General features: G+C 70.4%; 12 protein-coding genes and 1 other RNA gene. 7 read left to right on the top strand and 6 right to left on the bottom strand.

What is annotated here, in order from left to right; all coding sequences use genetic code 11:
• The first annotated feature begins 69 nt into the window (after positions 1-69).
• The 3 genes from lipB to J2X63_RS14475 all read left to right on the top strand — a co-directional run bounded on the left by lipB (position 70) and on the right by J2X63_RS14475 (position 2,494).
• Positions 70-708, top strand: coding sequence for a lipoyl(octanoyl) transferase LipB (gene lipB / locus J2X63_RS14485; RefSeq protein ID WP_309978480.1), 639 nt, complete (start codon positions 70-72; stop codon positions 706-708).
• Positions 705-1,694 carry a lipoyl synthase gene (lipA, locus tag J2X63_RS14480; RefSeq protein ID WP_309978478.1) on the top strand — a complete coding sequence of 330 codons (990 nt, stop codon included), beginning with the start codon at positions 705-707 and terminating at the stop codon, positions 1,692-1,694. The genes lipB and lipA overlap by 4 nt, the downstream gene beginning before the upstream one ends.
• Positions 1,695-1,780: 86 nt before the next feature.
• The gene (locus tag J2X63_RS14475; RefSeq protein WP_309978477.1) at positions 1,781-2,494 is read left to right on the top strand and encodes a DUF4191 domain-containing protein; all 714 of its coding nucleotides are present in this window, start codon (positions 1,781-1,783) and stop codon (positions 2,492-2,494) included.
• A gap of 113 nt (positions 2,495-2,607) precedes the next feature.
• Here J2X63_RS14475 and J2X63_RS14470 read toward each other — a convergent pair whose 3' ends face one another.
• On the bottom strand, positions 2,608-3,042 hold the full coding sequence (locus tag J2X63_RS14470; protein WP_309978475.1) for an RDD family protein: 435 nt from the start codon (positions 3,040-3,042) through the stop codon (positions 2,608-2,610).
• Between the two features lie 141 nt (positions 3,043-3,183).
• Between J2X63_RS14470 and glnA the strand changes: the two genes are divergently transcribed.
• Positions 3,184-4,608, top strand: coding sequence for a type I glutamate--ammonia ligase (gene glnA / locus J2X63_RS14465; protein ID WP_309978473.1), 1,425 nt, complete (start codon positions 3,184-3,186; stop codon positions 4,606-4,608).
• Between the two features lie 121 nt (positions 4,609-4,729).
• On the opposite strand, the gene J2X63_RS14460 is transcribed toward glnA, so the two are convergent.
• Positions 4,730-7,747: a bifunctional [glutamine synthetase] adenylyltransferase/[glutamine synthetase]-adenylyl-L-tyrosine phosphorylase gene (locus J2X63_RS14460; RefSeq protein ID WP_309978471.1), complete on the bottom strand. Its 3,018-nt coding sequence runs from the start codon at positions 7,745-7,747 to the stop codon at positions 4,730-4,732.
• An 11-nt stretch (positions 7,748-7,758) separates the two neighbouring features.
• Entirely contained in the window at positions 7,759-9,096 is a 1,338-nt protein-coding gene (locus J2X63_RS14455; protein ID WP_309978469.1) for a glutamine synthetase family protein, read from the bottom strand.
• Positions 9,097-9,183: 87 nt separating this feature from the next.
• Between J2X63_RS14455 and panB the strand changes: the two genes are divergently transcribed.
• Positions 9,184-10,071 (top strand): 3-methyl-2-oxobutanoate hydroxymethyltransferase, encoded by an 888-nt coding sequence (panB, locus tag J2X63_RS14450; protein WP_309978468.1) that lies wholly within the window; start codon positions 9,184-9,186, stop codon positions 10,069-10,071.
• Positions 10,072-10,119: 48 nt separating this feature from the next.
• Here the strand turns inward: panB and J2X63_RS14445 are convergent, their stop codons facing one another.
• A complete protein-coding gene (locus J2X63_RS14445; RefSeq protein WP_309978465.1) occupies positions 10,120-10,305 on the bottom strand; it encodes an SPOR domain-containing protein in 186 nt (61 codons plus the stop codon).
• 11 nt (positions 10,306-10,316) lie between these two features.
• Between J2X63_RS14445 and map the strand changes: the two genes are divergently transcribed.
• Positions 10,317-11,180: a type I methionyl aminopeptidase gene (map, locus tag J2X63_RS14440; RefSeq protein WP_309978463.1), complete on the top strand. Its 864-nt coding sequence runs from the start codon at positions 10,317-10,319 to the stop codon at positions 11,178-11,180.
• 34 nt (positions 11,181-11,214) lie between these two features.
• Complete coding sequence (ppgK, locus tag J2X63_RS14435) at positions 11,215-11,967, top strand: polyphosphate--glucose phosphotransferase (RefSeq protein WP_309978461.1); 753 nt, start codon at positions 11,215-11,217, stop codon at positions 11,965-11,967.
• A 3-nt stretch (positions 11,968-11,970) separates the two neighbouring features.
• On the opposite strand, the gene rnpB is transcribed toward ppgK, so the two are convergent.
• Together rnpB and J2X63_RS14425 are read right to left on the bottom strand one after the other, a co-directional pair.
• An RNA gene (gene rnpB, locus J2X63_RS14430) (RNase P RNA component class A) lies at positions 11,971-12,348 on the bottom strand.
• A 34-nt stretch (positions 12,349-12,382) separates the two neighbouring features.
• Positions 12,383-13,120, bottom strand: coding sequence for a C4-type zinc ribbon domain-containing protein (locus J2X63_RS14425; RefSeq protein ID WP_309978459.1), 738 nt, complete (start codon positions 13,118-13,120; stop codon positions 12,383-12,385).
• Positions 13,121-13,126: the final 6 nt, after the last annotated feature.

Raw genomic sequence — 13,126 nt, 5'->3', positions numbered from 1 at the left:
GTCTGGCGAGGACGAGTCGATCCGCGGTCGAGGGCCGCCCGCGGCATCCGCGCACCTAGACTGGACGACATGCTCGACTTCGTCGTCGCGGGGCTAAGCGCCAACTCCGTGCCGTACATCGAGGGTCTCGACCTTCAGCGCGCCGTCCATCGCGCGGTCGTCAGGGGCGAACGCCCCGACACCGTCATCCTCCTGGAGCACCCCTCCGTCTACACCGCCGGGAAGCGCACCGCTCCCGAGGAACGACCGACCGACGGCACCCCCGTCATCGACGTCGACCGCGGCGGCAAGATCACGTGGCATGGCCCCGGCCAGCTGGTGGGGTATCCGATCCTCCACCTGGCCGAGCCGATCGACGTGGTCGGCTACGTCCGCCGTCTCGAGGGCATCCTCATCGACGTCCTGGCCGACCTCGGCGTCGGCGGACGTCGCGTCGAGGGACGGTCGGGAGTCTGGGTCGGTGAACCCGGCCGCGAGAACAAGATCGCCGCCATCGGCATCCGTGTCGCCGACGGCGTGACGATGCACGGGTTCGCGCTGAACTGCTCGAACTCGCTGGAGCCCTACGAGAAGATCGTGGCCTGCGGCATCCGGGACGCCGGAGTGACGACCATCACCCGCGAGGTCGGACACCGGGTCGTGCCCGAGGACCTCGTCGAACCGATCACGCGGCGGTTCCTCGCCGAGGCCGCGGCGGTCGCCGCATGAGCACTGCACCCGATGGGCGCCGGATGCTGCGCCTCGAGGTCCGAAACGCCCAGACGCCGATCGAGCGAAAGCCAGAGTGGATCAAGACCCGCGCCAAGATGGGCCCCGAGTACCGGCAGTTGCAGAGCCTCGTGAAGAGCGAGGAGCTGCACACGGTCTGCCAGGAGGCCGGCTGCCCCAACATCTACGAGTGCTGGGAGGACCGCGAGGCCACCTTCCTCATCGGCGGCTCGCAGTGCACGCGGAGATGCGACTTCTGCCAGATCGACACCGGCAAGCCCGCCGACTACGACGTGGACGAGCCGCGACGCGTCGCCGAGTCGGTGGTGCGGATGCAGCTGCGCTACTCCACGGTGACGGGCGTCGCTCGCGACGACCTTCCCGACGAGGGCGCCTGGCTCTACGCGGAGACGATCCGGGAGATCCACCGGCAGTCGCCGGGCACCGGGGTGGAGATCCTCGTGCCCGACTTCTCGGGCAACCCCGTGCACCTCGCCGAGGTGTTCTCCGCCGGGCCCGAGGTGTTCGCCCACAACGTCGAGACGGTCCCGCGCATCTTCAAGCGGATCCGGCCCGCGTTCCGTTACGAGCGCTCGCTCGACGTGATCACCCAGGGCCGCGACGCCGGCCTCATCACGAAGTCGAACCTGATCCTCGGGATGGGCGAGGAGCGGGCCGAGGTGTCGCAGGCCCTCCACGACCTGCACGACGCCGGCACCGACATCATCACCATCACGCAATACCTGCGGCCGAGCCCTCGCCACCTCCCCGTCGATCGTTGGGTGCGCCCTGAGGAATTCGTGGAGCTGAAGGATGAGGCCGAGGAGATCGGCTTCCTCGGCGTCCTCGCCGGTCCGCTCGTTCGCTCGTCGTACCGCGCCGGGCGCCTCTGGGCGCAGTCGATGCACGCGAAGGGCCGCGCCCTGCCGGCCGAGCTCGCCCACCTCGCGGACGCCTCGCTCGGCTTCGCCCAGGCGGTCGGCTAGACCGGCAGAACCCGGCGCCCAGACGTCGCCTCCGCCCATCGAGAACACGGTCGGGGGCGGCGTCCGCCGCCGGTATCCTTGTGACCATGGCACGCACCAAGGACAAGGGCTCCGCTCCGAAGGAGCCGGGTCGCATGAAGCAGATGTGGCAGGTCTTCCAGATGACCCGCCGCTACGACTCGAGCGCGCAATGGCTCATGCTGCTCGGATTCCTCGTCCCCGTGCTGATCGGCCTCGGACTCGCGCTCTGGCTCGGCGAGGGCAACGGGTTCACGATCGCCCTGTGGATCGTCGCCGGTGTGCTCGCCGGTCTCCTCCTCGCGCTCGTCATCCTCGGCCGTCGCGCCGAGCGTGCCGCGTACGCGCAGATCGACGGACAGCCGGGCGCCGTCGGCGCGGTGCTCCGCAGCGGCCTGCGGGGCGGATGGGTCGGCAACGAGATGCCGATCGCCGTGAACGGCAAGACGCAGGACGCCGTGTATCGCGCCGTCGGTCGCGGCGGTGTCGCGCTCATCAGCGAGGGCCCGGTCACGCGCACCAAGCGCATGCTCGACGAAGAGCAGCGCAAGGTCACGCGGATCCTGCCGAACGTGCCCGTCACGCTCATCTCCGTCGGCCACGACGACGGCTCGATCGAGCTCTACCGCCTGCCTGCGACGCTGCGCAAGGCGAAGCGCACGCTCACCAAGCCCGAGGTGCTCGCGGTGTCGAACCGCTTGAACTCGCTGCAGACGGCGCTTCCCATTCCGAAGGGCATCGACCCGATGAAGGCGCGCCCGCAGCGCGGCAAGATGCGCTGACCCGGGTCGGCAGCACGCGGCATCCGTCGATCGGCGGATGCCGTTCGCCGTCCCATGGGCGAACGGCCGTCACCGTCACCGCTGCTCGACTCCGCCACACCCGATCGACCTCGTCACACCCGGATCAACACCGTGCCGGCGACCTTGTCGTGGAAGCCGCGCTGGTCCGAGTCCCAGACGAGCGCGGGCACGACCAGCACCAGCAGGAGCGTGCGCACGATCGGCCGACGGACGCCGACCCAGCCACCGGTGAGCGGCACCACCCGCATGCCCGTGAGACGGTGGCCGATGCTACCGCCGATGGTCGGGATGAACACGACCTGCATGATCGCGAAGATGACGAGGGTCACCCACGAGTGGGTGAGCGAGCTGTACGGGGCGAAGAGCAACGCGATCAGCAGCGCCAGGCCCCAGTCGATGGCGATCGCGCCGAGGCGACGACCGACGCGGCCGACCGAGCCGCGGCCCGTGTCGGGAAGGCCGAGCCGCTCCCCCGGCCACCTGCTGGGCTCGAGCTCGCCGAAGGTGCGGGGGCTGGGGTCAGGCATCCCCCGAGTCTACCGACCGGCCATGCGCGTAACATGGCGGAAACATCGGCGTCATGGCAGGGAAACCGCGACTCGATAGCGTCGCTAGCGGCTGTGCACGTCCGTCCGGTCCCACCCCGCCCCTCTTGGAGATTCCGTCACATGTTCAGTGATTCGTCCGAAGTGCTCACGTTCATCAAGGAGACGGATGTCAAGTTCCTCGACATCCGCTTCACCGACCTCCCGGGCGTGCAGCAGCACTTCAACATCCCGGCGTCGACCGTCGACGAGGAGTTCTTCACGGTCGGCCAGCTGTTCGACGGTTCCTCGATCCGCGGCTTCGCGTCGATCCACGAGTCGGACATGCAGCTGATCCCGGATGTCTCGACGGCCTACGTCGACCCGTTCCGCGCCGAGCGCACGCTCGTCATGGTCTTCGACATCTACAACCCCCGCAACGGCGAGATCTACGCGAAGGACCCGCGCCAGGTCGCGAAGAAGGCCGAGAAGTACCTCGCCTCGACCGGCATCGCCGACACCGCGTACTTCGCACCCGAGGCGGAGTTCTACATCTTCGACGACGTGCGCTACGAGGTGAAGCAGAACGCGAGCTTCTACTCGGTCGACTCCGAGGAGGGCGCGTGGAACTCGGGCCGTGTCGAGGAGGGCGGCAACCTCGGCAACAAGACCCCCTACAAGGGCGGCTACTTCCCCGTCTCGCCGGTCGACAAGCAGGCGGACCTGCGCGACGACATCTCGCTGAAGCTCATCGAGGCGGGCCTGATCCTGGAGCGCGCCCACCACGAGGTCGGCACCGGCGGCCAGGCCGAGATCAACTACCGCTTCGACACGATGGTGCACGCCGCCGACGACATCCTGAAGTTCAAGTACATCGTCAAGAACACGGCCAACGAGTGGGGCAAGACGGCCACGTTCATGCCGAAGCCGCTCTTCGGCGACAACGGCTCGGGCATGCACACCCACCAGTCGCTGTGGAACGACGGCAAGCCGCTGTTCTACGACGAGGCCGGCTACGGCGGTCTGTCCGACCTCGCACGCTGGTACATCGGCGGCATCCTCCGCCACGCGCCCGCGCTGCTCGCCTTCACGAACCCGACGGTGAACTCGTACCACCGCCTGGTGCCCGGCTTCGAGGCACCGGTCAACCTGGTCTACTCGGCGGGCAACCGCTCGGCGGCCATCCGCATCCCGATCACCGGCACGAACCCCAAGGCCAAGCGCATCGAGTTCCGCGCTCCGGATGCCTCGGGCAACCCCTACCTCGCGTTCGCCGCCCAGCTCATGGCCGGCCTCGACGGCATCAAGAACCGCATCGAGCCGCACGAGCCGGTCGACAAGGACCTCTACGAGCTCCCGCCCGAGGAGGCCAAGACGATCCCCCAGGTGCCGGGCTCGCTCGACGCCGTGCTCGACGCGCTCGAGGCCGACCACGACTTCCTCCTCGAGGGCGGCGTGTTCACCAAGGAGCTCATCGAGACCTGGATCGACTACAAGCGCGAGAAGGAGCTGAAGCCCCTGGCCCAGCGTCCGCACCCGTTCGAGTTCGAGCTGTACTACGGCGTCTGATCCGCCCCTGCACTCCCACGAAGGGCCCGCATCGCTTCGGCGATGCGGGCCCTTCGGCCGTTGGGTGATCCGGCGACGATGAGCGATGGGCGACCCTGGCCGAGCGCCGTTCGACGCCGCCTCAGCCCGTGCTGGGCTCGCGACGCGTCTCCAGGCCGTAGAACCCGCGCTCGAACACCGCACGGGCGCGGCGGGTGACCTGCAGGTAGTCGTCCTCGAGCCGGGTGGCCGAGCCGGGCGGGTAGCCCATGATGCGCGCCACGCCCTCGAGCTGCGATCGCTCCACCGGCAGCACGTCGGTCGTGCGGTCGAGCCACAGCGTCAGCGATGACCGCGCACGCGACGCGAAGACCCATGCCGCACGCAACGTGCGCGCGTCGCCGGCCGGGATGTGTCCGTGCTCCACGGCGGCGGCCAACGCGTCGAGCGTCGACGGGGTGCGGAGCGACGGCTCCGCCGCGCCGTGCTCGAGCTGCACGAGCTGCACGAACCACTCCACGTCGGACAGCGATCCGCGTCCGAGCTTGAGGTGGCGTCGCGGGTCGGCGCCCTGGGGCAGCCGTTCGTTCTCGACGCGGGCCTTGATGCGCTTCACCTCGCGCACGTCCTGCTCGGTGAGGTGCTCGGGGTAGCGCACCGTGTCGGCGAGTTCCATGAAGTCGTGGAGGAGCGCGGTGTCGCCTGCCACCGGACGGGCGCGCAGCAGTGCCTGCGCCTCCCAGGTGAGCGACCACCGGGCGTAGTACGCCCGGTAGGCGTCGAGGGAGCGGGCGACGACGCCGTTGCGTCCTTCGGGGCGCAGGTCGGCGTCGAGCTCGAACGGCAGTCTGGCGTCCTCGGTCAGTCGCACGAGGTCGGCGACGATGCGCAGCGCCCGCGCCTGCGCGGCCTCGGCCGCGGCATCCGTCGGCCGGAACACGTACACGATGTCGGCGTCGGATCCGATGCCGAGCTCGCGCCCGCCGAACCGTCCCATGCCGATCACGGCGAACTCGATGCCGTCGGGCTCGACGCCGCGAATGGCCGTGAGCGTCGCCGAGATGTGGCTCTCCGTGACATCCGAGAGCCCGTGACCGAGCTCCTGGACGGTGCACACGTCGAGGATCGCCGAGAGGGCCAGTCGCAGCACCTCCCGGCGGCGGATGGCGCGGAACACCTTCGCGGCGGCCGCGGCGTCGACATGCCGGCCGAGCACCGCGCGCTTCTCGTCGTCGAGGGCGGCGAGGGATCGCGGCCGCAGCTCGTCGACGTCCTCGAGCCAGGCGACCGCCTCGGGCGTGCGTTCGAGGAGCTCGCCGGCGAAGCGCGACCCTGACAGCACTCGCGTGAGCCTCAGCGCGGCATCCGACGAGTCACGCAGGAGGCGCAGGTACCAGTGCGTCGTGCCGAGCGTCTCGCTCAGACGCCGGAAGGCGAGCAGGCCGTAGTCGGGATCAGCGCCCTCCGCGAACCAGGAGATCAGCACCGGCATGAGGTGCCGCTGGATGGTGGCGCGGCGGGACACCCCCGCGGTCAGCGCACCGATGTGCGCCAGCGCGCCGCGGGGATCGCGGAATCCGATCGCCGCGAGTCGGGCCGCGGCCTGCTCGCTGGTCAGCTCGAGCCCGCTCGCGGGCAACGCCGCGACCGCCGACAGCAGCGGCCGGTAGAACAGGCGTTCGTGGAGGCCCCGCACGCGCTGCCGCGTGGACTGCCAGAGCGCCGACAGGTCGTGGTCGTCACGCCCGAGGCCCGACGACCGTGCGAGGGCGCGGAGCTCGGCGGCGCCGCGCGGCATGAGGTGCGTGCGCCGCAGGCGCTGCAGCTGCAGGCGGTGCTCGAGGACCCGGAGGATGCGGTAGTCGCGCGAGAACTCCGCCGCCTCCTCGCGTCCGACGTATCCCCCGTCGGCCAGCGCCGCGAGCGCCGGCAGGGTGCCGGCCTGATGGATGTCGGCATCGGTCGCCCCGTGCACCAGCTGGAGGAGCTGCACGGTGAACTCGATGTCGCGCAGCCCGCCCGGCCCGAGCTTCAGCTGGACGTCGACCTCGCCGGCTGGGATGTGCTCGGTGACGCGTTCGCGCATGCGCTGCACCGACTCGACGAACCCCTCCCGGCCCGAACTGGACCACACCTTCGGCGCCACGCCGGCGGCGTACCGGGCACCGAGCTCGGCGTCGCCGGCCAGCGGTCGCGCCTTCAGGAGGGCCTGGAACTCCCAGCTCTTCGCCCAGCGGTCGTAGTACTGCAGGTGCGAGTCGAGTGTGCGGACGAGCGCGCCGTCCTTGCCCTCGGGCCGCAGGTTCGGGTCCACCTCCCACAGCGGCGGTTCGATGCCGGGCTCGGCGATGACCCGCATCGCGATCATGGCGATGCGCGTGGCGATGTCGAGCGCGCGCGGCGTCGACACGACCTCCTCGTCGGCGGAGTCGGCCACGTAGATCACGTCGACGTCGCTCACGTAGTTGAGCTCGCGCGCGCCGGCCTTGCCCATGCCGATGACGGCGAGCCGGGTGGCGTCCACCTCCGCGGCCGGGAACGTGCCGGGCGCAGCCGGGGCGCCATCCGCTCGGGCGATCGCACGCCGTGCGGCCACGATCGCCGCGTCGAGGGTCGCGCCCGCCAGGTCCGCGAGGCCGGATGCCACGACATCGACGGCCTCCACCGCGTCGGCCCGGCTGAGATCCCACACGGCGATGCCCGCCAGCAGCCGTCGGTAGCGGACGCGCAGGGCGGATGCCGCGGCGTCGAGGTAGCCCGCCGGCGGAGCATCGACGTCGTCGAGCGCCGCGAGGAGCGACTCGCGCGCTTCCGCGGTCGCCGGCGGCGGCATGGGCACCTGCTGCAGCAGTCCCGCCTCGCCCGGATGACGCATCAGGAAGTCCGCGAACCCCCGCGATGCGCCGAGCAGTCGGGCCAGGCGCTCGGCCGAGGCGTCCTGTTCGAGCACGACGGCCACCTCATGCGGCGCGCGCTCCCGCAGCCGTGCGACCGCGACCAGCGCCTCGTCGGGGTCACCAGCGTGGGCGAACGCGGCGAGCAGGCGCTCCTCGTCGACGCCCGTCGCGGTGGCGAGGGCCTCGAGGCCGGCCGCCGCCGAGTCGAGGTCGTCGAAGCCCGCCCGCGCGAGTCGACCGAGGGTCGGGGCCTGGCGTGACATCCGGTCGCGGGTCAGAGGATCTCGAGGTTGCGCTGCAGCTCGAAGGTCGTCACCTGCGAGCGGTAGTCGCGCCACTCCGAGCGCTTGTTCGCGAGCACGTAGTTGAACACCTGCTCGCCGAGCGTCTCGGCGACGAGCTCGGACTCCTCCATGTACTCGATGGCGTGGTCGAGGCTCGCCGGCAGCGGGTGGTACCCGAGGGCACGTCGCTCGCTGTCGGTGAGGGCCCAGACGTCGTCCTCCGCCTCGGGCGGGAGGTCGTAGCCCTCCTCGATGCCCTTCATGCCCGCGGCGAGCAGCAGCGAGAACGCGAGGTAGGGGTTCGCCGCCGAGTCGATCGCCCGGTACTCGACGCGCGCGCTCTGCCCCTTGTTGGGCTTGTACAGCGGCACACGCACGAGCGCGGAGCGGTTGTTGTGGCCCCAGCAGATGAAGCTCGGCGCCTCGTCGCCGCCCCACAGGCGCTTGTACGAATTGACGAACTGGTTGGTGACGGCGGAGATCTCGTTGGCATGGCGCAGGAGGCCCGCGATGAACTGGCGCCCGATCTTGGAGAGCTGGTACTGCGACCCGGCCTCGTAGAAGGCGTTCGCATCGCCCTCGAAGAGGGACAGGTGGGTGTGCATGCCGCTGCCGGGATACTGCGAGAACGGCTTCGGCATGAAGGTCGCGTACACGCCCTGCTCGATCGCCACCTCCTTGATCACCGTGCGGAACGTCATGATGTTGTCGGCGGTGGTGAGCGCGTCGGCGTACCGCAGGTCGATCTCGTTCTGCCCCGGGCCGGCCTCGTGGTGGCTGAACTCCACCGAGATGCCCAGGTCCTCGAGCATCCGCACGCTGCGTCGCCGGAAGTCGTGCGCGGTACCACCGGGCACGTTGTCGAAGTATCCGGCCGAGTCCACGGGGACGGGCCCCTCCTCGCCGTACTTCGACGAACGCAGCAGGTAGAACTCGATCTCGGGGTGGGTGTAGAACGTGAAGCCACGATCGGCCGCGCGGGCCAACGTGCGCTTGAGCACATTGCGCGGGTCGGCGACGGCCGGCTCGCCGTCAGGCGTCGTGATGTCGCAGAACATGCGCCCCGTGGGGTCGATGTCGCCGCGCCACGGAAGCGTCTGGAACGTCGTCGGGTCGGGGTAGGCGAGCAGGTCGGACTCGAACGTGCGGCTCAGCCCCTCGATCGCGGATCCGTCGAACCCGATGCCCTCGGTGAACGCCCCCTCGACCTCGGCCGGGGCGATCGCCACCGACTTCAGGGTTCCGACCACGTCGGTGAACCAGAGCCTGACGAACTTGACTCCTCGTTCCTCGATGGTCCGGAGAACGAAGTCGCGCTGCTTATCCATCCACACCCTCTCTCGCACCTCTCAGGGTAGCGGCAGAACGGCCGGCGGAGCGCCGGGCGCGGATGCCGCGTGTGCCAGACTGGCGACATGTCAGAGCAGCCCGTCAACGACACTCCTTCCGACAGCACGGCGAACGTGGAGACGAACCCGTACGGCGGCGGCGCGGCATCCGGAGGCCCCAAGCGGGTGCGCACCCGCCACTTCCAGAACGCGAAGCGCGACGGCATCAAGATCACCGGCCTGACCAGCTACGACATGCTCACCGCGCGCATCTTCGACGAGGCGGGCATCGACTTCCTGCTCGTCGGCGACTCGGCCGGCAACAACGTCTTCGGCTACGAGACCACACTGCCGGTGAAGGTCGACGACCTCATCCCCCTCACGCGCGCCGTCGCCGGCGCGGTGAGGCGCGCGTTCGTCGTCGCCGACATGCCGTTCGGCTCCTACGAGAACGGACCCGAGGAGGCGCTGCACACCGCCGTGCGCTTCATGAAGGAGACCGGCGCCCACGCCGTGAAGCTCGAGGGCGGCGAACGCAGCCACAAGCAGATCCGGCGCATCGTCGGCGCCGGCATCCCCGTCATGGCGCACATCGGCTACACACCGCAGAGCGAGCACGGCCTCGGCGGGCACGTCATCCAGGGCCGCGGCGAGGGCGTCAAGCAGTTGCTCGCCGATGCCAGGGCCGTGCAGGACGCCGGGGCGTTCGCGGTCGTGCTCGAGATGGTGCCGGCCGATGCGGCACGTCAGGTCACCGAGCTGCTCGACATCCCCACGATCAGCGTGGGTGCCGGCCCGCACACCGACGGCCAGCTCCTCGTCTGGACCGACTGGGCCGGGCTCACGATCGGGCGCGTGCCGAAGTTCGTGAAGCAGTACGCCGACCTGTCGGGCATCCTGAGCGGTGCGGCGAAGGCGTGGCGGGCAGACGTGGAGTCGGGGAGCTACCCCGACGCCGAGCACAGCTACGAGTAGCGGCTGCGCTCTCACGGCCTGCCGGCCAACTCTTCGGCGCGAAGAGGATCAGCGGTCCTCGGCCTCTTCCTCGGCCCACTTCGCGCTGTTCGCACGCAGGATCTCGAGCGCCCGCTCGGCTTCGGCGCGGGTCTCGAACGGCCCCACGCGATCGACCGCCGGCGACTGGAAGCCCTGCTCGACCTCGCCCGTGTGCATGTTGTACCAGAACTGGTGCTCGACATCCTCGGCCATAGGCTGATCCTATGCCCAAGGACGCCTCCGGCCACCTGATCCCCGGCCTCCGTTCGCCGATCCGAACCGTGCCCGAGTCCGTCGTCCGGCCCGAGTACGTGGGCCGGCGCGCACCCGCTCCGAACGCCGCCGGCGACTGGTACACGCCCGAGGAGGTCGAGCGGATCCGTGCGGCCGGCCGCATCGCCGCCGGGGCGATCGAGGCGGCGGCGGCGGCCATCCGACCCGGGGTGACGACCGACGAGCTCGACCGCATCGCACACGACTACGTCGTCGCGCACGGCGCCTACCCGTCGACGCTCGGCTACCGCGGCTATCCCAAGTCGTCGTGCACGTCGGTGAACGAGGTGATCTGCCACGGCATCCCCGACGACACCGTGCTCGACGACGGCGACCTCGTGAACCTCGACGTCACCGCCTACCTCGACGGCTACCACGGCGACCTCAACCACACGTTCCTCGTCGGGCATGCGACGGAGGAGGCGACGCTGCTCGTCGAGCGCACGCGCGAAGCGCTCGCCCGCGGCATCCGCGCCGTCGCCCCCGGCCGGCAGGTGAACGTGATCGGCCGAGCGATCGAGGCGTACGCCAAGCGATTCGGCTACGGCGTCGTGCGCGACTACACGGGCCACGGCGTCGGGCGCGCGTTCCATACCGGGCTCATCATCCCCCACTACGACGCGCCCGAGTTCGACACGGTGATGGAGCCGGGCATGGTCTTCACGATCGAGCCGATGCTCACGCTCGGGACGACCGACTGGGACCTCTGGGACGACGACTGGACCGTGGTCACCCGCGATCGCGCCCTCACGGCCCAGTTCGAGCACACGCTCGTGGTGACCGACCGCGGCGCCGACATCCTGACACTCCCCTGAACGTCGGCCGTGGGCCGCGCGATAGTCTGGCCGCATGGCGACGGACCACGCGATCGGGATCGACATCGGCGGCACGGGCATCAAGGGGGCGGTCATCGACCTCGGCACCGGAGAGCTCGTCACGGATCGCGTGAAGGTGCGAACGCCCGAGGGCGGCCGTCCGGCCGACATCCTCGCCGCGACGGAGGAGCTCGTCACGGGGATCGACCAGCGCACCGGCACGAAGCTGCCGCTCGGCGTCTGCTTCCCCGCGGTCGTCAAAGGCGGGCGCACCCTCTCGGCGGCGAACATCTCCCGCGAGTGGATCGGGCTGCCGGCCGAGGAGATGTTCGAGAAGGCGCTCGGCCGCGACATCCACTTCATCAACGACGCGGATGCCGCCGGCTACGCCGAATCCCGGTACGGCGCCGCGGTCGGCGTCGAGGGGCTCGTCATCCTCACGACCCTCGGCACCGGCATCGGCTCGGCGCTCATCAACGACGGCGTGCTCGTGCCCAACTCGGAGCTCGGCCACCTCGAGCTCGACGGCCACGATGCCGAGAGCCGAGCGGCGTACTCCGCGATGGAGCGCGAGTCGCTCAGCTGGGAGAAGTGGGCGAAGCGCCTCCAGCGCTACTACTCGCACCTCGAGTTCATCTTCTCGCCCGACCTCTTCGTGGTCGGCGGGGGCGTGTCGAAGCACCACGAGCACTTCCTGCCGCTGCTGAAGCTCACCGCGCCGATCGTGCCGGCCGTGCACCGCAACAACGCGGGCATCCTGGGCGCCGCGGCGCTCGCGATCCGGTAGGTGCGAGCGGGCCGGCTGATACGCCGGGTTCTGTTCACCGGGCGCTTGCGCGACACCGGCTGGACGGCCATCTCTCTCGGAGCTGCGTTGCCGCAGCCCTCCAGCGGCCTACCCGGGAACGGGACGGGCAGCCCCATCGTTCCCTGTCTGGCCTTGCTCCGGACGAGGTTTACCGAGCCGACCGCGTCACCGCGGCCGCTGGTGGGCTCTTACCCCACCGTTTCACCCTTACCCCGGGCCGAAGCCCGGGGCGGTCTGCTTTCTGTGGCACTGTCTCGCGGGTTGCCCCGGGTGGGTGTTACCCACCGTCCTGCCCTGCGGAGCCCGGACGTTCCTCGGCACCCGGTTCGCACCGGATGACGCGGCCGTCTTGCCGACCCGCTCGCCCCTTCAGGCTACAGGCCGCGACCCCCGATCAGAGACCGGACTCGTCGGTGCGGACCAGGATGCGGTCGCACTCGGGGCACTGCACGACGTCGTCGGGAGCCGAGCGGCGCACCTTCTCCAGATCGGAGCCGGTGAGGGTGATGGTGCAGCCGTTGCAGGTGCGCTGGCTGAGCAGCGCGGCGCCCACGCCGCCTCCGCGGGTGCGTCGCTGCTCGTAGAAGGCGAGCAGGTCGGCGGGGATGCTCCCGGCGACGACGGCGCGGTCGCGCTCGGTGGCGTCGCGTTCCGCGGCGAATCCCGCGGCGGCGTCGTCGCGCCGGCCTTCGAGCACCGCCGCCTCGGCCGCGATCGACGCGCGTTCCTCGTCGATGCCGGCGACCACGGCCTCGGCGGTCTCCACCTTCTCCATGACGACGAGCTCCTGGTCCTCGAGGTCGGAGAGGCGCTTGGCGAGTGACGCGAGCTCGGACTCGAGCGCCGCGACATCCTTCGTCGAGGACGTGTGCTGCAGCCGGTCGCCGTCGCGGGCGATGCGCGCCTCGACGACCTGCACGTCCGACTCGAGCCGCTTCAGCTCGGCACGTGCGTCCTCGAGCCCGCCGACGGCCTCGGCGCGCGTGCCGCGGACGGCGGTGTCGCGCTTGGCGAGCTCGGCGAGCGGCGCGGCCTGGGGCAGCGATCCCAGCCGATGGGCGAGCTGCTGGAGACGGGTGTCGAGGGACTGGAGTCGCAGCAGTTCCTGCTGGTCGGCTGGGCTGGCCTTCACGTGGTG

Origin of the sequence: Agromyces sp. 3263 (assembly GCF_031456545.1) — a bacterium.
Lineage (GTDB): Bacteria > Actinomycetota > Actinomycetes > Actinomycetales > Microbacteriaceae > Agromyces.
Note: the sequence above shows the minus strand (reverse complement) of the source record. Positions and strands in the feature narration are given on the sequence as shown.

Bases quoted from the DNA above. Each gene is read 5' to 3' on its own strand.
- J2X63_RS14455 (WP_309978469.1), bottom strand. From the start codon at position 9,096: ATGGATAAGCAGCGCGACTTCGTTCTCCGGACCATCGAGGAACGAGGA.
- J2X63_RS14445 (WP_309978465.1), bottom strand. From the start codon at position 10,305: ATGGCCGAGGATGTCGAGCACCAGTTCTGGTACAACATGCACACGGGC.
- J2X63_RS14460 (WP_309978471.1), bottom strand. From the start codon at position 7,747: ATGTCACGCCAGGCCCCGACCCTCGGTCGACTCGCGCGGGCGGGCTTC.
- glnA (WP_309978473.1), top strand. From the start codon at position 3,184: ATGTTCAGTGATTCGTCCGAAGTGCTCACGTTCATCAAGGAGACGGAT.
- ppgK (WP_309978461.1), top strand. From the start codon at position 11,215: ATGGCGACGGACCACGCGATCGGGATCGACATCGGCGGCACGGGCATC.
- lipA (WP_309978478.1), top strand. From the start codon at position 705: ATGAGCACTGCACCCGATGGGCGCCGGATGCTGCGCCTCGAGGTCCGA.
- panB (WP_309978468.1), top strand. From the start codon at position 9,184: ATGTCAGAGCAGCCCGTCAACGACACTCCTTCCGACAGCACGGCGAAC.
- J2X63_RS14475 (WP_309978477.1), top strand. From the start codon at position 1,781: ATGGCACGCACCAAGGACAAGGGCTCCGCTCCGAAGGAGCCGGGTCGC.
- map (WP_309978463.1), top strand. From the start codon at position 10,317: ATGCCCAAGGACGCCTCCGGCCACCTGATCCCCGGCCTCCGTTCGCCG.
- J2X63_RS14470 (WP_309978475.1), bottom strand. From the start codon at position 3,042: ATGCCTGACCCCAGCCCCCGCACCTTCGGCGAGCTCGAGCCCAGCAGG.
- lipB (WP_309978480.1), top strand. From the start codon at position 70: ATGCTCGACTTCGTCGTCGCGGGGCTAAGCGCCAACTCCGTGCCGTAC.